This is a genomic window from Pseudomonas sp. GD04015 (assembly GCF_029837675.1).
GTDB classification, from domain to species: domain Bacteria; phylum Pseudomonadota; class Gammaproteobacteria; order Pseudomonadales; family Pseudomonadaceae; genus Aquipseudomonas; species Aquipseudomonas paralcaligenes.
Genome location: NZ_JAOEEE010000020.1, coordinates 25,535 through 43,883, shown reverse-complemented (window position 1 = coordinate 43,883; position 18,349 = coordinate 25,535). Strand labels below are relative to the sequence as shown.

At 66.3% G+C, this 18,349-nt stretch carries 18 protein-coding genes; 5 read left to right on the top strand and 13 right to left on the bottom strand.

The annotated features are described in order from the left end of the window. Positions 1 to 2: 2 nt before the first annotated feature. The 5 genes from hisC to mtnA form a co-directional block, all read right to left on the bottom strand. Positions 3 to 1,112 carry a histidinol-phosphate transaminase gene (hisC, locus tag N7640_RS16745; RefSeq protein ID WP_279903882.1) on the bottom strand — a complete coding sequence of 370 codons (1,110 nt, stop codon included), beginning with the start codon at positions 1,110 to 1,112 and terminating at the stop codon, positions 3 to 5. Between the two features lie 9 nt (positions 1,113 to 1,121). Then, positions 1,122 to 2,219, bottom strand: coding sequence for a prephenate dehydratase (gene pheA / locus N7640_RS16740; protein WP_220812835.1), 1,098 nt, complete (start codon positions 2,217 to 2,219; stop codon positions 1,122 to 1,124). Continuing rightward, positions 2,219 to 3,304: a 3-phosphoserine/phosphohydroxythreonine transaminase gene (serC, locus tag N7640_RS16735; RefSeq protein WP_279903884.1), complete on the bottom strand. Its 1,086-nt coding sequence runs from the start codon at positions 3,302 to 3,304 to the stop codon at positions 2,219 to 2,221. Before serC ends, pheA begins: the two co-directional genes overlap by 1 nt. A gap of 8 nt (positions 3,305 to 3,312) precedes the next feature. Then, positions 3,313 to 6,081, bottom strand: a complete 2,769-nt coding sequence (gene gyrA / locus N7640_RS16730) for a DNA gyrase subunit A (RefSeq protein ID WP_279903885.1) — start codon at positions 6,079 to 6,081, stop codon at positions 3,313 to 3,315. A gap of 211 nt (positions 6,082 to 6,292) precedes the next feature. Beyond that, a complete protein-coding gene (gene mtnA / locus N7640_RS16725; protein WP_279903886.1) occupies positions 6,293 to 7,369 on the bottom strand; it encodes an S-methyl-5-thioribose-1-phosphate isomerase in 1,077 nt (358 codons plus the stop codon). 105 nt (positions 7,370 to 7,474) lie between these two features. Here mtnA and N7640_RS16720 point away from each other — a divergent pair, with 105 nt between their 5' ends. The 4 genes from N7640_RS16720 (at position 7,475) to N7640_RS16705 (ending at position 11,001) form a co-directional block, all read left to right on the top strand. Continuing rightward, on the top strand, positions 7,475 to 8,809 hold the full coding sequence (locus N7640_RS16720; protein ID WP_279903888.1) for a TRZ/ATZ family hydrolase: 1,335 nt from the start codon (positions 7,475 to 7,477) through the stop codon (positions 8,807 to 8,809). 13 nt (positions 8,810 to 8,822) lie between these two features. Continuing rightward, complete coding sequence (gene ubiG, locus N7640_RS16715; protein WP_279903889.1) at positions 8,823 to 9,521, top strand: bifunctional 2-polyprenyl-6-hydroxyphenol methylase/3-demethylubiquinol 3-O-methyltransferase UbiG; 699 nt, start codon at positions 8,823 to 8,825, stop codon at positions 9,519 to 9,521. A 5-nt stretch (positions 9,522 to 9,526) separates the two neighbouring features. Beyond that, the gene (gene mupP, locus N7640_RS16710) at positions 9,527 to 10,198 is read left to right on the top strand and encodes an N-acetylmuramic acid 6-phosphate phosphatase MupP (protein ID WP_279903891.1); all 672 of its coding nucleotides are present in this window, start codon (positions 9,527 to 9,529) and stop codon (positions 10,196 to 10,198) included. Between the two features lie 62 nt (positions 10,199 to 10,260). Beyond that, positions 10,261 to 11,001 carry a YciK family oxidoreductase gene (locus N7640_RS16705; RefSeq protein WP_279903893.1) on the top strand — a complete coding sequence of 247 codons (741 nt, stop codon included), beginning with the start codon at positions 10,261 to 10,263 and terminating at the stop codon, positions 10,999 to 11,001. 64 nt (positions 11,002 to 11,065) lie between these two features. Here N7640_RS16705 and N7640_RS16700 read toward each other — a convergent pair whose 3' ends face one another. Continuing rightward, entirely contained in the window at positions 11,066 to 11,206 is a 141-nt protein-coding gene (locus N7640_RS16700) for a hypothetical protein (protein WP_279903894.1), read from the bottom strand. On the opposite strand from N7640_RS16700, the gene N7640_RS16695 reads away from it, so the two are divergent. After that, a complete protein-coding gene (locus N7640_RS16695) occupies positions 11,205 to 12,131 on the top strand; it encodes a GGDEF domain-containing protein (RefSeq protein ID WP_279903895.1) in 927 nt (308 codons plus the stop codon). The genes N7640_RS16700 and N7640_RS16695 overlap by 2 nt on opposite strands. A 62-nt stretch (positions 12,132 to 12,193) precedes the next feature. Here the strand turns inward: N7640_RS16695 and N7640_RS16690 are convergent, their stop codons facing one another. The 7 genes from N7640_RS16690 to lysS form a co-directional block, all read right to left on the bottom strand. Next, positions 12,194 to 12,565: a DUF2195 family protein gene (locus tag N7640_RS16690; RefSeq protein ID WP_279903897.1), complete on the bottom strand. Its 372-nt coding sequence runs from the start codon at positions 12,563 to 12,565 to the stop codon at positions 12,194 to 12,196. Continuing rightward, positions 12,552 to 13,076: a hypothetical protein gene (locus tag N7640_RS16685; RefSeq protein ID WP_279903899.1), complete on the bottom strand. Its 525-nt coding sequence runs from the start codon at positions 13,074 to 13,076 to the stop codon at positions 12,552 to 12,554. Before N7640_RS16685 ends, N7640_RS16690 begins: the two co-directional genes overlap by 14 nt. A gap of 186 nt (positions 13,077 to 13,262) precedes the next feature. After that, positions 13,263 to 13,592 carry a hypothetical protein gene (locus tag N7640_RS16680; protein ID WP_220813645.1) on the bottom strand — a complete coding sequence of 110 codons (330 nt, stop codon included), beginning with the start codon at positions 13,590 to 13,592 and terminating at the stop codon, positions 13,263 to 13,265. A 76-nt stretch (positions 13,593 to 13,668) separates the two neighbouring features. Then, entirely contained in the window at positions 13,669 to 14,415 is a 747-nt protein-coding gene (locus N7640_RS16675) for a TIGR00266 family protein (protein ID WP_279903900.1), read from the bottom strand. Between the two features lie 67 nt (positions 14,416 to 14,482). Next, on the bottom strand, positions 14,483 to 15,772 hold the full coding sequence (locus tag N7640_RS16670; protein ID WP_220813647.1) for a flavohemoglobin expression-modulating QEGLA motif protein: 1,290 nt from the start codon (positions 15,770 to 15,772) through the stop codon (positions 14,483 to 14,485). Between the two features lie 7 nt (positions 15,773 to 15,779). After that, positions 15,780 to 16,331, bottom strand: a complete 552-nt coding sequence (locus N7640_RS16665) for a hypothetical protein (RefSeq protein ID WP_279903901.1) — start codon at positions 16,329 to 16,331, stop codon at positions 15,780 to 15,782. 495 nt (positions 16,332 to 16,826) lie between these two features. After that, on the bottom strand, positions 16,827 to 18,329 hold the full coding sequence (gene lysS, locus N7640_RS16660; RefSeq protein WP_220813649.1) for a lysine--tRNA ligase: 1,503 nt from the start codon (positions 18,327 to 18,329) through the stop codon (positions 16,827 to 16,829). Positions 18,330 to 18,349 lie beyond the last annotated feature (20 nt).

Here is an 18,349-nt window from a genome sequence, read left to right as displayed (position 1 = left end):
CGTCAGCCACGGAGAATCCGCTCCAGCGCTTCGAGGAAGCGGGCGTTCTCCTGCTCGGTGCCGATGGACACGCGCAGGAAGGTCGGCATGCCGTAGCCTGCCACCGGACGTACGATCACCCCGGCCTGCAGCAGCGCCTGGTTGATCGGCGCGGCGTCGCGGCCGAAGTCGACGGCGATGAAGTTGCCCTTGCTGGGAATCCAGCTCAGGCCCAGGCCACGGAAGCCCTCTTCCAGCTGCGCCATGCCGGCATCGTTGGTGCGGCGGCTGGCGGCCAGGTAGTCGGCATCGTCCAGCGCGGCGCAGGCGGCGGCCAGGGCCAGGCTGTTGACGTTGAACGGCGCACGCACGCGGTTGAGCACGTCCGCCACCTGCGGCGAACTCAGCGCATAGCCGACCCGCAGCGAGGCCAGGCCGTAGGCCTTGGAGAAGGTGCGCGAGACCAGCAGGTTCGGGTATCGCGCCAGGTAGTCGAGGCCATCCGGCAGCTCGCCGCCCTCGGCGTACTCGATATAGGCCTCGTCCAGCACTACCAGCACATTCTCCGGCACGCGGGCGAGGAAGCGCTCCAGAGCATCGGGACCGAACCAGGTGCCGGTCGGGTTGTTCGGGTTGGCGACGAACACCACGCGGGTATTGGCGTCGATGGCCGCCAGCATGGCTTCCAGGTCATGACCATGATCCCTGGCCGGCACCACCTTGCCTTGGGCACCGACCGCCTGGGTAACAATCGGATATACGGCGAAGGCGTACTGGCTGAACACCGCGTTCAGGCCCGGCGCCAACCAGGCGCGGGCAACCAGGTCGAGAATATCGTTGGAGCCGTTGCCCAGAGTCACCTGGGCCGGGCTGACGCCACAGCGGGCTGCCAGCTTCTGCTTCAGCTCGAAGCCGTTGCCGTCGGGATAGCGGGTCAGCTCGGCCAGTTCGGCGCGGATCGCCTCCAGCGCCTTGGGCGACGGACCCAGCGGATTCTCGTTGCTGGCCAGCTTGACGATGCCGGCCGGATCGAGATCCAGCTCGCGAGCCAGTTCGTCGACCGGCTTGCCCGGCACGTAGGGCGAGAGTTTCTGTACACCCGGTACGGCCAGGGCGAGGAAATCGCAGCTCATGATGGCTCCTCAGAGAACCGCTTTCGGGTAGGAACCCAGCACCTTCAGGGCGACGGCTTCGCTGTTGATCTTCTCCAGCACGTCCTTGATCAGCGGGTCCTGGTGGTGGCCGACGAAGTCGATGAAGAACACGTAGGTCCACTTGCCGCTGCGCGACGGGCGGGTCTCGATGCGAGTCAGGTCGATGCCGTTGGTGTGGAACGGCACCAGCAACTCGTGCAGGGCGCCCGGCTTGTTGCGCATGGAGACGATGACCGAGGTCTTGTCGTCGCCGGTCGGCGGTACTTCCTGGCTACCAATGATGAGGAAGCGCGTGGAGTTGTCCGGGCGGTCCTCGATCTTTTCCTGCAGCTTGGTCAGGCCATAGAGGTTGGCCGCCATATCGCCGGCGATCGCCGCCGAGTTCCACTCGCTCTTCACCCGCTTGGCCGCGTCGGCGTTGCTGGAGACCGCCACCCGCTCGACGTTCGGGTAGTGCGCGTCCAGCCATTTGCGGCACTGGGCCAGGGACTGGGCGTGGGAATAGATGCGGGTGATCTTGTCGGTCTTGGTGGTCTCGCCGACCAGCAGGTGGTGGTGGATGCGCAGCTCCACCTCGCCGCAGATGACCATGTCGTGTTCGAGGAAGCTGTCCAGGGTGTGGTTGATCGCACCCTCGGTGGAGTTCTCCACCGGCACCACGCCGAAGTTGACCGCGCCGGCGGCCACTTCGCGGAACACCTCGTCGATGGCGGCCATCGGCACGCTGATCACCGAGTGGCCGAAATGCTTCATCGCCGCCGCCTGGCTGAAGGTGCCTTCCGGGCCGAGGTAGGCGACCTTGAGCGGCTGCTCCAGGGCCAGGCAGGAGGACATGATCTCGCGGAACAGCCGCGCGATTTCCTCGTTGTCCAGCGGCCCCTTGTTCAGCTCCATGATGTGCTTGAGCACCCAGGCTTCGCGCTCGGGGCGGTAGAACACCGGCTTCTCGCCTTCCGGCAGGGAGGCCATCTTGACCCGCGCCACGTCCTGGGCGCAGCGCGCGCGCTCGCTGATCAGCTCGAGGATCTTCTCGTCGAGGCTGTCGATGCGAACCCGCAGCGCCTTGAGCTGATCGGCGTCGCTCATCAGCCGTGCTCCTTCTCGAACTCGGCCATGTAGGCCACCAGCGCCTCCACGGCGTCCAGGCCGGTGGCGTTGTAGATGGAGGCACGCATGCCGCCCACCGAGCGGTGGCCCTTGAGGTTGAGCAGGCCGCGGGCGTCGGCGCCGGCCAGGAAGGCCTTGTCCAGCTTCTCGTCGGCCAGGCGGAACGGCACGTTCATCCAGGAGCGGGCGCTCGGCTGGATCGGGTTGCTGTAGAAGTCGCTGGCATCGATGGCCTTGTACAGCAGGTCCTTCTTGGCCTTGTTGCGCTGCTCCATCGCGGCGACGCCGCCCTGCTCCTTCAGCCACTCGAAGACCAGGCCGGAGAGGTACCAAGAGTAGGTCGCCGGGGTGTTGTACATGGAGCCGTTGTCGGCGGCGATCTTGTAATTGAGCATGGTCGGGCAGACGCTGCGGGCGCGGCCCAGCAGGTCTTCGCGGACGATGGCGACGACCAGGCCGCTCGGGCCGATGTTCTTCTGCGCGCCGGCGTAGATCAGGCCGAACTTGGACACGTCGATCTCGCGGGAGAGGATGTCCGAGGACATGTCCACCACCAGCGGGGTGTCGCCCACTTCGGGAATCCAGTCGAACTGCAGGCCGCCGATGGTCTCGTTGCTGGCGTAGTGCACGTAGGCGGCGTCCTTCGACAGCTGCCACTCGTTCTGCCCGGGGATGGCGAAGTAGTCGTAGCCCTTGGCGCTGGCGGCGACGTTGATGTTGCCGTAACGACGCGCTTCCTCGATGGCCTTCTTCGACCAGATGCCGGTCTCGATGTAGTCGGCGGTGCCGTCTTCCGGCAGCAGGTTCAGCGGAATTTCGGCGAACTGCTGGCTGGCGCCGCCCTGCAGGAACAGCACCTTGTAGTCGTTGGGGATGCTCAGCAGGTCGCGCAGGTCCTGCTCGGCCTTCTCGGCGATGGCCACGTACTCGTCGCTGCGGTGGCTCATCTCCATCACGGAGAGGCCACGACCCTGCCAGTCGAGCATCTCGGCCTGGGCGCGCTGCAGAACGGCGGTGGGCAGCGCGGCCGGGCCAGCGCAGAAGTTATGGGCTCGTTTGCTCACTTCGACTCTCACTCTTCGCTGTTGCCGGTATCCGCGCCCTCTTCGGCGTCGGTCACCGCATCTTCGTTCTGCTCGCCGGCCTCGCCTTCCAGCGCCTCCAGCTCGTCCTCGTCGCCGCCGGATGGCTCCTGCACCCTCTCCAGGCCGACCAGGGTCTCGTCCTTGGTCAGCTTGATCAGGGTCACGCCCTGGGTGTTGCGCGAGGAGAACGACACTTCGTCGACGCGGGTACGCACCAGGGTGCCCTGGTCGGAGATCAGCATGATCTCCTCGCCGCCCTGCACCTGCACGGCGCCGACCAGCTTGCCGTTGCGCTCGTTGATCACCATCGCGATCACGCCCTGGCCACCACGACCACGACGCGGGAACTTGCCCAGGCCGGTGCGCTTGCCGAAGCCACGCTCCGAGGCGGTGAGGATCTGTGCGCCGGATTCGGGGATCAGCATGGAGATCAGCTGCTGCTCCTTGCCCAGGCGCATGCCGCGCACACCGCGGGCGGTACGGCCCATGGTGCGCACCATGCTCTCGGCGAAGCGGATCACCTTGCCGGCGCTGGAGAACAGCATGACTTCCTTGGCGCCGTCGGTGATGGCGGCGGCGATCAGGGTGTCGCCCTCGTCCAGGCGCAGGGCGATCAGGCCGCTGGAGCGCGGCTTGCTGAACTGCACCAGCGGAGTCTTCTTCACGGTACCGAACGCGGTGGCCATGAAGATGTAGGCACCGGTGGGCTCAGCCACCAGTTCCGGGGTATCGCCTTCGACTTCCTCGACTTCCGGCTCGACCACCTCGCCTTCGAGCACAGCGCCCTCGGCCTCGTCGAGTTCTTCCTCGTCGCCGGCCTCGCGCTGCAGGGCTTCCAGGTCGATCTGCAGCATGGCGGTGATGCGCTCACCCTCGTCCAGCGGCAGCAGGTTGACCAGCGGACGGCCGCGCGCAGTGCGCGAGGCTTCCGGAATCTCGAAGGTGCGCAGCCAGTAGACCTTGCCCTTGCTGGAGAACAGCAGCAGGGTGGCGTGGCTGTTGGCGACCAGCAGGTGCTCGACGTAGTCCTCGTCCTTCACCCCGGTGGCCGACTTGCCCTTGCCGCCACGGCGCTGGGCCTGGTAGGCATGCAGCGGCTGGGACTTGGCGTAGCCGCCATGGGAAATGGTGACGACGCGCTCTTCCTCGGTGATCAGGTCGGCGATGGTCAGGTCCATCTGCGAGGCCATGATCTCGGTGCGGCGGGCGTCGCCGAACTCGGCCTTGACCTTCTCCAGCTCCTCGCGGATGACTTCCATCAGGCGCTCGGGGCTGGTCAGGATGCGGATCAGCTCGCCGATCTGGACCAGGATTTCCTGGTACTCGGCCAGCAGCTTCTCATGTTCCAGGCCGGTCAAACGGTGCAGGCGCAGCTCGAGGATGGCCTGGGCCTGCTCGGGCGACAGGTAGTACTTGCCGTCGCGCAGGCCGTACTGCGGGTCCAGGTCTTCCGGACGGCAGGAGTCGGCACCGGCGCGCTCGACCATCGCTTCCACCGCGCTGGAGGCCCAGGCGGTAGCGATCAGGCGCTCCTTGGCCTCGGCCGGGGTCGGCGAGTTCTTGATCAGCTCGATCACCGGGTCGATGTTGGACAGGGCGACGGCCTGGCCTTCGAGGATGTGGCCGCGCTCACGGGCCTTGCGCAGCTCGTAGACGGTCCGCCGGGTCACCACTTCGCGGCGGTGGCGGACGAACACCTCGAGCATGTCCTTGAGGTTCAGCATGCGCGGCTGGCCGTCGACCAGGGCCACCACGTTGATGCCGAACACGCTCTGCATCTGGGTCTGCGCGTAGAGGTTGTTCAGCACCACCTCGCCGACTTCGCCACGGCGCAGTTCGATGACCACGCGCATGCCGTCCTTGTCGGACTCGTCGCGCAGCTCGGTGATGCCTTCGATCTTCTTCTCTTTGACCAGCTCGGCGATCTTCTCGATCAGACGCGCCTTGTTCAGCTGGTACGGCAGCTCGGTGACGATGATCTGTTGGCGGTTGCCGCCCTTCTCCATGTCCTCGATCGTCGCGCGGGCACGCATGTAGATGCGGCCACGGCCGGTGCGGTAGGCCTCGATGATGCCCGCGCGACCGTTGATGATGCCGGCGGTGGGGAAGTCAGGGCCGGGGATGTACTGCATCAGCTCGTCGACGGTCAGCTCGGGATTGTCGATCAGCGCCAGGCAGCCATCGATCACCTCGGTCAGGTTGTGCGGCGGGATGTTGGTGGCCATGCCCACGGCGATACCGGACGAGCCGTTGACCAGCAGGTTGGGGATCTTGGTCGGCATGACCGCCGGGATCTGCTCGGTGCCGTCGTAGTTGGGCACCCAGTCGACGGTTTCCTTGTCCAGGTCGGCCAGCAGCTCGTGGGCCAGCTTGGCCATGCGCACTTCGGTGTATCGCATGGCCGCGGCATTGTCGCCGTCCACCGAACCGAAGTTGCCTTGGCCATCGACCAGCATGTAGCGCAGGGAGAAGGGCTGGGCCATGCGCACGATGGTGTCGTAGACAGCCGTGTCGCCGTGCGGGTGGTACTTACCGATCACGTCACCGACCACACGGGCGGACTTCTTGTACGCCTTGTTCCAGTCGTTGCCCAGTTCGCTCATGGCGAAGAGCACGCGCCGGTGCACCGGCTTCAGGCCGTCGCGCGCATCCGGCAGAGCACGCCCGACGATCACGCTCATGGCGTAGTCCAGATAGGACTGTTTCAGCTCGTCTTCGATATTGACCGGGAGGATTTCTTTGGCCAGTTCACCCATGAGAAGCCTGGTTCCTTATTCTGGTGAAACCCCGTCACGCCCTTCCTGGGCCGGACCGGAGTCCGCCGTTGTCGCCACAGCGGGGGCGACTCACGACAAATCAACGAGTTAAGTCGTATTGGAGCGGCCCGCACGGGGCCGCCCGAGAACTGCCGGAGCTTACCACAGTCACCCGTGCAGACCTACCCCGCCGGACGCCCGGACGATGGCCTCAGTGCAGGCGCTTGCGGCACATGAGCTGGGCCATTTTCGCCGCATCCGGCCGCTCGACCACGCCCTTTTCGGTGACGATCACGTCGATCAGGTCGGCCGGCGTCACGTCGAACACCGGGTTCACCGCATGTACATCGGCGGCGACGCGCTGCTCGCCGACATCCAGCAGCTCGCGACCATCGCGCTCCTCGATGAGGATGTCCTCGCCATCCTCCAGACTCATGTCGATGGTCGAGCTGGGCGCCACCACCATGAAGCGCACGCCGTGGTGCATGGCGTTGACCGCCAGCTGGTAGGTGCCGATCTTGTTGGCTACATCGCCATTGGCGGTTATGCGGTCGGCGCCGACGATGACCCAGGTGATGCTCTCGGTCTTCATCAGGTGGGCGGCGGCGGAGTCCACGTTCAGACTGACCGGCACGCCCTCGCCCGCAAGCTCCCAGGCGGTCAGGCGCGAGCCCTGCAGCCAGGGCCGGGTCTCGTCGGCGTAGACCCGCTCGACCAGCCCACCCAGGTGGGCGGCGCGGATCACCCCCAGCGCGGTGCCGAAGCCGCCGGTGGCCAGGGCGCCAGTATTGCAGTGGGTGAGCAGCTTCTGCGGGCCATCCTGATGCTTGCGGATCAGCTCCATGCCGAGCTGAGCCATGGTCAGGTTGGCCTCGCGGTCGCTGTCGAAGATGCCGATCGCCTCGGCCGCCAGCGCCGCCCGGACATCCTCGCCCGCCTTCAGGCGCTGCAGGCGCTCGCGCATGCGGTCCAGGGCCCAGAACAGGTTGACGGCGGTCGGCCGCGACTCGGCCAGCACGCGGAAGTCGTCTTCCAGCGCAAGCTTCCAGTCGCCGCCGGCTTCCAGGCGCGCCCGCGCGCCCAGGGCCACGCCGAAGGCGGCGGCGATGCCGATGGCCGGGGCCCCGCGCACCACCATGCTGCGGATCGCCTCGGCCACGCCGGCGGCCGAATCGTAGGCCAGCCAGGCCTCCTCGCGCGGCAGCAGGCGCTGGTCCAGCAGGAACAGCGTGTCATCGCGCCACTCGATGGCCTTTACCTTCTCTGCCGCCAACAGCTTGTCGCGCATGACATCCCCGCCCGGTGAAACGAAAAGCCGCGGATTATAGCGAGCCGCCGCCGACATGGGTCAGTTATACTGCCGCCCTGTTTCCTTCAGCCTGGATACCACGCCATGCCCGAACCGCGCCAGCCGCTCGACCTGCTGCTCCTGCCTGCCTGGCTGGTGCCCGTCGAGCCCGCTGGCGTCGTGCTGAGGGACCATGCCCTGGGCATCCGCGACGGCCGCATCGCCCTGATCGCGCCGCGCGCGGAGGCCATGCGCCACCCAGCCAGCGAAATCCGCGAACTGCCCGATTGCCTGCTCACCCCCGGCCTGGTCAACGCCCACGGGCATGCCGCCATGACCCTGTTCCGCGGCCTGGCCGACGACCTGCCGCTGATGAGCTGGCTGCAGGACCATATCTGGCCGGCGGAAGCGCGCTGGGTGGATGAGGCGTTCGTGCGCGACGGCACCGAGCTGGCCATCGCCGAGCAGATCAAGGGCGGCGTCAGCTGCTTCTCCGACATGTACTTCTTCCCGGAAGTGGCCAGCGAGCTGGTGCACAAGAGTGGCATCCGCGCCCAGCTGACCATCCCCGTGCTGGACTTCCCCACGCCCGGCGCCCGCGACGCCGAGGAGGCGCTGCGCAAGGGCCTGCGCCTGTTCGACGACCTCAAGCAGCACCCGCGCATCAAGGTGGCCTTCGGCCCCCACGCGCCCTACTCGGTCAGCGACGACAAGCTGCGCCAGGTGCTGATGCTGGCCGAGGAACTGGACGCCGGCATCCACATGCACGTCCACGAGACCGCCTTCGAGGTGCAGCAGAGCCTGGAACTGCACGGCGTGCGCCCGCTGCAGCGGCTGGCCGGCCTCGGCCTGCTCGGCCCACGCTTCCAGGCCGTGCACATGACCCAGATCAGCGCCGAGGACGTGGCCCTGCTAGTGGAAAGCAACAGCAGCGTGATCCACTGCCCCGAATCCAACCTCAAGCTGGCCAGCGGCTTCTGCCCGGTGGAGAAACTCTGGCAGGCCGGGGTCAACGTCGCCATCGGTACCGACGGCGCCGCCAGCAACAACGACCTGGACCTGCTCGGCGAGGTCCGCACCGCTGCCCTGCTGGCCAAGGCCGTGGCCGGTAGCGCCACCGCCCTCAACGCCCACGCCGCCCTGCGCATGGCCACCCTCAACGGCGCCCGCGCCCTGGGCCTGGATGACTGCACCGGCTCGCTGGAGCCGGGCAAGCTGGCCGACCTGGCCGCCTTCGACCTGTCCGGCCTGGCCCAGCAGCCGGTCTACGACCCGGTCTCGCAGCTGATCTACGCCGGCAGCCGCGGCTGCGTGAAGCACCTCTGGGTCGGCGGCAAGCAGTTGCTGGACGACGGCCGCCTGACCCGCCTGGACGAGTCGCGCATCATCGCCAACGCCCGCGCCTGGGGCGAGCGCATCGCCGCCAAGAATTCGCTTTGAAGAGAGTCATGCCATGAGCAACGTCGACCACGCCGAAATCGCCAAATTCGAGGCCCTCGCCCACCGCTGGTGGGACCGCGAGAGCGAGTTCAAGCCGCTGCACGACATCAACCCGCTACGGGTCAACTGGATCGACGAGCGCGTCGGCCTGGCCGGCAAGAAGGTGCTGGACGTGGGCTGCGGCGGCGGCATCCTCAGCGAGGCCATGGCCCAGCGCGGCGCCACCGTCACCGGCATCGACATGGGTGAGGCGCCGCTGGCCGTGGCCCAGCTGCACCAGCTCGAATCCGGGGTGAACGTCGAATACCGGCAGATCACCGCCGAGGAAATGGCCGAGGAAATGCCCGGCCAGTTCGACGTGGTCACCTGCCTGGAAATGCTCGAACACGTGCCCGATCCCTCCTCGGTGATCCGCGCCTGCCACAAGCTGGTCAAACCAGGCGGTCAGGTGTTCTTCTCCACCATCAACCGCAATCCCAAGGCCTACCTGTTCGCGGTGGTCGGTGCCGAGTACCTGCTGCGCCTGCTGCCGCGCGGCACCCACGACTTCAAGAAGTTCATCCGCCCCTCCGAGCTGGGCGCCTGGAGCCGCGCCGCCGGCCTGCAGGTCAGGGACATCATCGGCCTGACCTACAACCCGCTGACCAAGCACTACAAGCTGGAAGCGGACGTCGACGTCAACTACATGATCCAGACCCTGCGCGAGGAGTGAGGCGCATGGCCCTGCGAGCGGTTCTCTTCGACATGGACGGCACCCTACTGGACACCGCGCCGGACTTCGTCGCCGTGTGCCAGGCCATGCGCACCGCGCGCGACCTGGCCCCAGTGGACGACCAGCTGATCCGCGACGTGGTGTCCGGCGGCGCCCGCGCCATGGTCGCCGCCACCTTCGGCATCGCGCCCGGCGCCGAAGGCTTCGAGGCGCTGCGCCTGGAATTCCTCGAGCGCTACCAGCAGCACTGCGCCATCTACAGCAAGCCGTTCGACGGCATGAACGAACTGCTCGCCGACATCGAACGCTCGCGGCTGGTCTGGGGCGTCGCCACCAACAAGCCGGTGTGCTTCGCCGAGCCGATCATGCAGCAGCTGGAACTGGCCGACCGCAGCGCCGTGCTGGTCTGCCCGGACCACGTCGAGCGCAGCAAGCCGGCACCGGACATGCTCCTGCTGGCCTGCCAGAAGATCGGCGTGAGCCCCGCCGAGACCCTCTTCGTCGGCGACGACCGGCGCGACATCGAGTCCGGCATCGCCGCCGGCTGCAAGACCGCCGCCGTCACCTACGGCTACATCCATCCCGAGGACAACCCGCGCCACTGGGGCGCCGACGTGGTGGTGGACCATCCGCTGGAGCTGCGCGCCGTGCTCGAACGCGCCCTGTGCAGCTGCTAGTCGCCGCCTGATGTCTCTCGTTTTTCCAACTTGAAGCTTGCCGCTCTCCGAAGGAGCCTCAGATGTTCGATTACCAAGCCCGTCCCGACCTGCTCAAGGGACGCGTGATCCTGATCACCGGCGCCGGCCGGGGCATCGGCGCGGCCGCCGCCAAGACCTGCGCTGCCCACGGCGCCACGGTGCTGCTGCTGGGCAAGACCGAGGAAAACCTCAACCGGGTCTACGACGAGATCGAGGCCGCCGGCCATCCGCAGCCGGTGGTGATCCCCTTCAACCTGGAGACCGCCCTGCCGCACCAGTACGACGAACTGGCGGCCACGGTGGAAAACGAGTTCGGACGCCTCGACGGCCTGCTGCACAACGCCGCCATCGTCGGGCCGCGCACGCCCCTGGAACAGCTGTCCGGCGACAACTTCATGCGCGTCATGCAGGTCAACGTCAACGCCATGTTCATGCTGACCAGCACCCTGCTGCCGCTGCTCAAGCTGTCGGACGACGCCTCGGTGGTGTTCACCTCCAGCAGCGTGGGCCGCAAGGGCCGCGCCTACTGGGGCGCCTACGCGGTGTCCAAGTTCGCCACCGAAGGCCTGATGCAGGTCGTGGCGGACGAAGTGGAAGGCATCACCCAGGTCCGCGCCAACAGCGTCAACCCGGGCGCCACCCGCACCAGCATGCGCGCCCAGGCCTATCCCGGCGAGAACCCGGCGAACAACCCGTCGCCGGAAGACATCATGCCGGTCTACCTGTATCTGCTGGGCCCGGACAGCAAGGGCGCCAACGGCCAGGCACTCGACGCCCAGTGACCTCGCATACCGCCGGTTTTCCGGCGGTCGGCAGCGAAGCGGCATCAGATTGCCAGCACCGGCGTCAAGGTAGCGGCGAAAGGTTGCCGCAAAAGCCGCCCAGAAACGTCACAACCATTTGAAATAAAAGAACTTTATTAAAGTGGCACAGAATTCGCTCTAGCTCTCCCAACAAGGCGCTCAAGCGCCGGAGGTCGAGCAGCATGAATTCCACCATCCCGCCCAACACCATCGATTTCGACGCCGCCAAGCTGCAGCGCCTGGGCTATGCCAGCCGCAACCAGCCGCTGCTGAAGCCGGTCACCCTGGCCCAGCTACGCCAGCAGCTCAGCCTGCAGCTGCAGACCTCGCTGGAAGTCGATCGCATCCTCGGCCTCTTCTTCCAGCAGGTACAGCGCCTGGTGCCGCTGAGCGCACTGAGCTACCAGCTGGCCGCCTGCGACCTGCGCCTGGAACTCGGCGAGCGCGCCAACCACTCGACCGCCTACCGCCTGAGCCACCAGGGCGAATACCTGGGCGAGCTGACCTTCCGCCGTCACCAGCGCTTCAGCGACGAAGAACTGGGCCAGCTGGAATCCCTGCTCGCCAGCCTGCTGTTCCCCCTGCGCAACGCCCTGCTCTATCGCGCGGCCCTACAGAGCGCGCTGCGCGACCCGCTGACCGATACCGGTAACCGCATCGCCATGAACCAAGCCCTGCAGCGCGAGGTCGACCTGGCCCGCCGCAGCATGCAGCCGCTCTCCGTGCTGATGCTGGACATCGACCACTTCAAGAGCATCAACGACCGCTTCGGCCACGCCACCGGCGACGAAGTACTGAAGGTCGTGGCCGCCGCGCTGAAGAACAGCCTGCGCAACATCGACATGGTGTTCCGCTACGGCGGCGAGGAATTTCTGGTGCTGCTGGCCAATACCAGCCGCGAGGCGGCACAACTGGTGGGCGAGCGCCTGCGCCTGGCGGTGATGGGCCTGCAATACGTCGAAGAAGGCCGAGCGCTGGAAATCTCCATCAGCCTGGGTTGCGCCACCCTGCTGGCGGGCGAGTCCCCGGAAAGCCTGCAGCGCCGCGCCGACAACGCCCTGTACGTATCCAAGCGCGAGGGCCGCAACCGCCTGTCCATGGCCGGTTGAGAAACACCAGACGACAAAAAGGGGCTCCGCGGAGCCCCTTTTTGTTTCCAATGAACCGAGGCCTACAGCGGCGGGGCGCAGGAAAGGGTCAGGGTGGTGGTTTCCCCCCGGATCAGCGCCGGATCGCTGGCGAGCACCAGGGTCTTCTTCCCACCCGTTTTAAGGTTGACGAGGCCTTGCTGCAGGACCTGTTCGACGCCCTCGACCTCCACGCTGCTGGTGTAGCGGGCGAGCGCCGAGAAGCAGGCGCAGTCGCCTATCGGCTTGCTCAGCTCGACATCGCCCTCGACCGTGGCCAGATTGCCCTGGACGGCCAGGGGTGCAAGCCTCACCGCCGCGCAGTCGGCCAGTTCGTTGTTCAGGCGTATGCCTTCGGCCGAGCAGGCCAGCGGGCTCAGCAGGCAAAGATAGACCAGCAACCTAGTTCGCAACATAGGTACCTCCGTTGGTCTCGCGACCCGCCACGTATTTGACCTTGATGATCAGGTGCCCACGTGTTCTGGCAAGGCTGCTCGACTTCAACACCGTGAAAAACCCAGGATCGACTTCGATGCAACCGTGGCTGTAGCCCTTGGTCGAGTCATGCATATAGAAGCCACCGCGCCTGATGGCACATGCCTGGCGGGTCTGAGGGTCCGCCGGTTCCATCCTGGCCCGGTTGTTTCCCCAGTTCGCCCAGAAGGGCTCGCAATCGCCTGCCGCATTACCTCGCGGGATTCGCTGCATACCCCATGCAGGAGACAGATTGCACCGATTCTTGCCGTCGTCCTGCGCATCGCCCATGTCGCGGATAAAGACCTTGTACAGTCCCTCGGGTACCGGCCCCTTGTCCGGCACACACTGAAACTCCGGTCTCTGGAAGCCCGGCAGGGCCGTGCTGGCCTTGAACCGGCCGACCCCGCCCCACCTCACTTCCTGCCCATCGAATTCCAGATCGATATTCATCGCCAACTCCCTGTCTGCTCTTGAGATACCGAACGCAGACTAAAGAGAAGCCAGGCCGCTGCAAACCCGTCTCCCTTGCGGCTGAGAAACAGGTCTCAGCCGCCGGTCAAGGTGCCACTGCGATGGATTTCCAGGCGGGACGGCCCAGCAGTAAAGCCGGTGCTTCTACGCAGTAGGTATCAGTGACTACTGCTGCGGCGCCTGCGGGGTTTCCTGGCCGAGGCAGCGCACGGCCTGTTTCTTGTCGTCCACCAGCACGCCGGTCAGGCCCTTCTGCTGGGTGTCGAACAGCACCAGCACGCCGTCGATGCACTGGGCGGACTGGGTGGCGGGTTTCAGCGAGATCTTGTAGTCCTCGCCGGGGATGGTCTTGAGCATGGTGAATTCGGCCAGCAGGAGGGCATCCTGCTCCTTGGCGAAATGCAGGTACCCGTAGTACCAGAGCACGCCCACGGTGCCGATGATGCTGGCGATGCCGGTGAGGATCAGGGGGATGACGTTGCGTTCTTCGCTCATGGCTGAGGCTCGTTGTCCGGGGGCGCACAGTTTAACCGCAGCCCGGCCGCCCTGCGCGACCGGGATGTCGCAGCCGCTACTTGCCGCCGGCGCGGGTTTCCTCGCGGGCCTTGAAGGTGGCGTCGTAGATGCGCTCGGCCAGACGGGAGAACGGCAGGCTCTGGATCCAGACCGTGCCGCTGCCGCTCAGGGTCGCCAGGAGGATGCCCTCGCCGCCGAACAGCATGCTCCTGAGCCCGCCGGCCAGGGCGATGTCGTAGTCGATGCCGCTGGTGAAGGCCACCAGGCAGCCGGTGTCCAGGCGCAGGGTCTCGTTGTTCAGCTCCTTGCGGATCACCGTGCCGCCGGCATGCACGAAGGCCAGGCCGTCGCCTTCCAGCTTCTGCAGGATGAAGCCCTCGCCACCGAAGAAACCGGCGCCGAGGCGCTTGTTGAAACTGATGCCGATCTGGGTGCCGTAGGCGGCGCAGAGGAAGGCGTCCTTCTGGCAGATCAGCCGCCCGCCCACCTGGCTCAGCTCGATGGGCACCACGGTGCCCGGATAGGGCGCGGCGAAGCCGACCCGGTGCTGGCCCTTGCCCTGGTTGCTGAAGTGGGTCATGAACAGCGACTCGCCGGTGATCAGGCGCTTGCCGGCGCCCCACAGCTTGCCCAGTACGCCGCTGGCCGAGCCGTCGCCCATGCGCGTCTCGAAGCGGATGCCCTCGGTCATGTAGTTCATCGCGCCGGCCTCGGCGATCACCGTCTCGCCGGGGTCGAGGATGATCTCCACGGTCTGGGCCGAGGCGCCGAGGATGTCGTAGTCGAGCTTGTGGCTGGGCATGGTCAGGGTTCCTTCGTCGGTAGCCCGGATGCAATCCGGGTTGGCGCCGTCCCGGATTGCATCCAGGCTACAGGATGTTGGCGTAGTCCGCTTCGATGCGATCCAGGCTCAGGTGGTTCAGGAAGTTGGAGAAGCACATCCAGGCCGCCAGCGCGTTGAGGTCGCGGAACTGCGGCGGCAGGTACTTGGGCGGCGCCACCAGGCCCTCGTCCACCAGTTGGCGCAGGGTGCGCATGTCTTCCAGGGTGGTCTTGCCGCAGAACAGCAGCGGGATCTGCTCCAGTTTGCCCTTGCGCACGGCGAGCTGGATGTAGTTGTAGATCAGGATGAAGCCCTTGAGGTAGGACAGGTCCTTGGTGAACGGCAGGCCGTCCGGCGTGGAGCCGCGGAACACTCGGCTGGCGTTGCCGTAGCTTTCCTCCAGGCCGTAGCCCTGTTCCTGGTAGAACTCGAACACCTGGAGGAAGTCGGCGCCTTCCTCTGCCATGTGGATGGCGCGGGTTCGGTTGGTCAGCTTGCGCAAGCGGTACGGGTAGGAGGCGAAGGCGATCACCTCCATCAGGATCGCCAGCCCCTCCTGGGTCACGGTCGACGAGGGCGGGCCCTTGGCCAGGAAGGTGCAGATGGGCTGGTTGAGGCCATTGAGGGTGGTGCCGACATGCACCATGCCCTCGTGCACTTCCAGCGCGCGCACGTCGCGCTCGTTGAACATGGCGTCGGCGCGCACCTTGATGTAGTCGGCGCCGGCCGCCGCGTCGGCGACGATGCCGTCGGACTCGAAGACGCGGATGGTGTCGTCGCCGAAGACCCTGGCCAGGCGCTCCTGCAGGATGGCCACGGCGTTCTCGGCGGTCAGCGTCTTGGCCTCGTCCTCCAGATCGCCGCGGGCGGCGATGTTATTCAGGTAGCCGGACAGCATCAGGCCCAGGTCCGCCAGGGTCGGGTCGCCGGCATGGAAGGCATCCGAGGCGGCGCCGTACAGCTCCTGGGAGATCAGGCCGAAGTCGGCGGTGCCGCGCGCCTCAAGCATGCGGATCACCATGCGGTATTCCTTGCACATGCGCCGCATGATCTGCCCGACCGGGTTGAACTGGCCGAGCTGGCGGGTGATGTCGCGCTCGATGTTCTGGAATTCCAGCTTCTTCGCCACCGGGTCGAAGGCCAGCGGCCGGCTCTCGTAGTAGGCGCGGTCCACCGCCGGTAGCTTGCGCCCGCCGGCTTCGAGGAAGCCCTTGCGGACGCTGTCGTCCCACTTGATGGCGTCGAGCACGCGGATCGGCGTCTGCGCCTCGACGAGGCGCCCGGACAGGGCGCGGATGATTTCGTGGTATTCGTGCTGGGACGTGCGTCGGGTCATCGGTGCCCTACTCGGCGCTGCGCTGGTAGCGCGCCACTTCGACGAAGACGTCGGCGTTGGCCTGGTTGTCCAGGTAGGCGAAGACCTTGTCCAGCGGGCTGGTCACCAGCACCGCCTCGCCCTTGGGCGTATCGACCGGGCGGCCTTCCAGCGTGCCCTCCTCCATTTCCTGGAGGATGCGGTCGACGTCCAGGTTGTAGATCACCAGCTCGTTGTCGGTGGTCAGCTCGAAGCCGGCGATGGCGAAGTTGGCGCCCAGGCGCTTGGGCAGGCCGGCGGAGACGTACCAGCGGCGGCCGTGATGGGCCACGGTGAAGCCGTACTCCTCGGCCACCGCATCCGCCGTGTCCTCGCTCCAGACCCTGGCGCGGTACACGTTGGAACCGGCGCGGGCAACGCTCAGGTACTGCCGCTCGCCCCATTCGTCCTTGCGTTCCCAGTCGCCAAGCAGCGGGATCGGCGCCGCCTCGTTGGCCGGGATGGGGTCCTTGAAGGTCACCAGGCAACCGCTCAACAGCAGGCAACTCAGGGCGGCTATCGCGACGCGCCAGGCTTTCATCAACGCACTCCTTGTGAGATTTGATCGACCGCCACAAACGAAAAGCCCCGCCAGGGCGGGACCGGAAATCGGGGCTCCGCGACCAGGTCCGGGAGCATCGCGGCACGGCGCGCCGGGGGCTCCAGGTCGAAGTCTTCCGGCCCTTCGACAACGGGCATGATATTCCATCCCCCCGACAAGCGTAGTCAACACCCTCTCCCCCGTCCCAGAGCCGCCGGCCACCAACACAGACATCGCACTGTGGGCGACGATCCATCCGGGTATGAAAAAGGCTATATCCCCGTTAGATGTTGTATTGCTCTGGACTCCTTCTGGATCCCCGCCTGCGCGGGGATGACGAGGTAGGGGCGTCATTCCCGCGGTGGGAATCCAGAGGCAGGCACCAGCAGCGTTCAGATAGAGGAGCTTGACCGCGCAACACGCAACGGGGACATAGCCATGAAAAAAGGGGCCTGTCATCACGACAGGCCCCTCCTTCTACCCCGGCGCTCCGCGTCAGGCCTGCGGGCGCATGTGCGGGAACAGGATCACGTCGCGGATCGACGGCGAGTCGGTCAGCAGCATCACCAGGCGGTCGATGCCGATGCCTTCGCCGGCGGTCGGCGGCATGCCGTATTCCAGGGCGCGAACGAAGTCGGCGTCGTAGTGCATCGCCTCGTCGTCGCCGGCGTCCTTCTCGGCCACCTGCTGGTGGAAGCGCTCGGCCTGGTCCTCGGCGTCGTTCAGCTCGGAGTAGGCGTTGGCGATTTCGCGACCACCGATGAACAGCTCGAAGCGGTCGGTCACGCTCGGATCGTCGTCGCTGCGACGGGCCAACGGGGAAACCTCGAAGGGATAACGGGTGATGAAGTGCGGCTGTTCCAGCTTGTGCTCGACCAGCTCCTCGAAAATCATCACCTGCAGCTTGCCCAGGCCCTCGTGGCCGAGCACCTTGGCGCCGGCCTTCTTGGCGATGGCGCGGGCCTTCTCGACGTCGTTGAGGTCGGCCGCGGTGATGTCCGGGTTGTACTTGAGGATGGAGTCGAACACCGACAGGCGCACGAACGGCTCGCCGAAGTGGAACACCTTGTCGCCGTAGGGCACGTCGGTGGTGCCGAGGACGGTCTGGGCCAGCTCGCGGAACAGTTCCTCGGTCAGGTCCATGTTGTCTTCGTAGTCGGCGTAGGCCTGGTAGAACTCGAGCATGGTGAACTCGGGGTTGTGCCGGGTCGAGACGCCTTCGTTGCGGAAGTTACGGTTGATCTCGAAGACCTTCTCGAAGCCACCGACCACCAGGCGCTTGAGGTACAGCTCCGGCGCGATGCGCAGGAACATCTGCATGTCCAGCGCGTTGTGGTGGGTCTCGAACGGCTTGGCCGCGGCGCCGCCGGGGATGGTCTGCAGCATCGGGGTTTCCACTTCGAGGAAACCGCGCTCGTTGAGGAAGCGGCGGATGTGGGCGATCACCTGGGAGCGCACGCGGAAGGTGTCGCGCACCTCGTCGTTGACGATCAGGTCGACATAGCGCTGGCGGTAGCGCTGCTCGGTGTCGGTCAGGCCGTGGTGCTTGTCCGGCAGCGGGCGCAGCGACTTGGTCAGCAGGCGCACGTTCTGCATGTCGACGTACAGGTCACCCTTGCCGGAACGGGCCAGGGTGCCCTCGGCGGCGATGATGTCGCCCAGGTCGAAGTGCTTGACCGCTTCCAGCTGCTGCTCGGAGAGGGTCTTGCGGTTGACGTAGACCTGCAGGCGGCCGGAGGTGTCCTGGATGACGATGAAGGCGCCGCGGTTGAGCATGATGCGACCGGCGACCTTGACCGGGATGGCGGCGGCTTCCAGTTCTTCCTTGGTCTTGTCCGCGTACTGCTTCTGCAGGTCGGCGCACAGGTTGTCGCGGCGGAAGTCGTTGGGGAAGGCGTTGCCCTGCTCGCGGATGGCGGCAAGCTTTTCCTTGCGCTGGGCAATCAGCTTGTTTTCTTCCTGCTGCAGTTCGTGCTGGTCGAGTTGTTGGTCGCTCATGGTCATCGGTTCCATCTAGG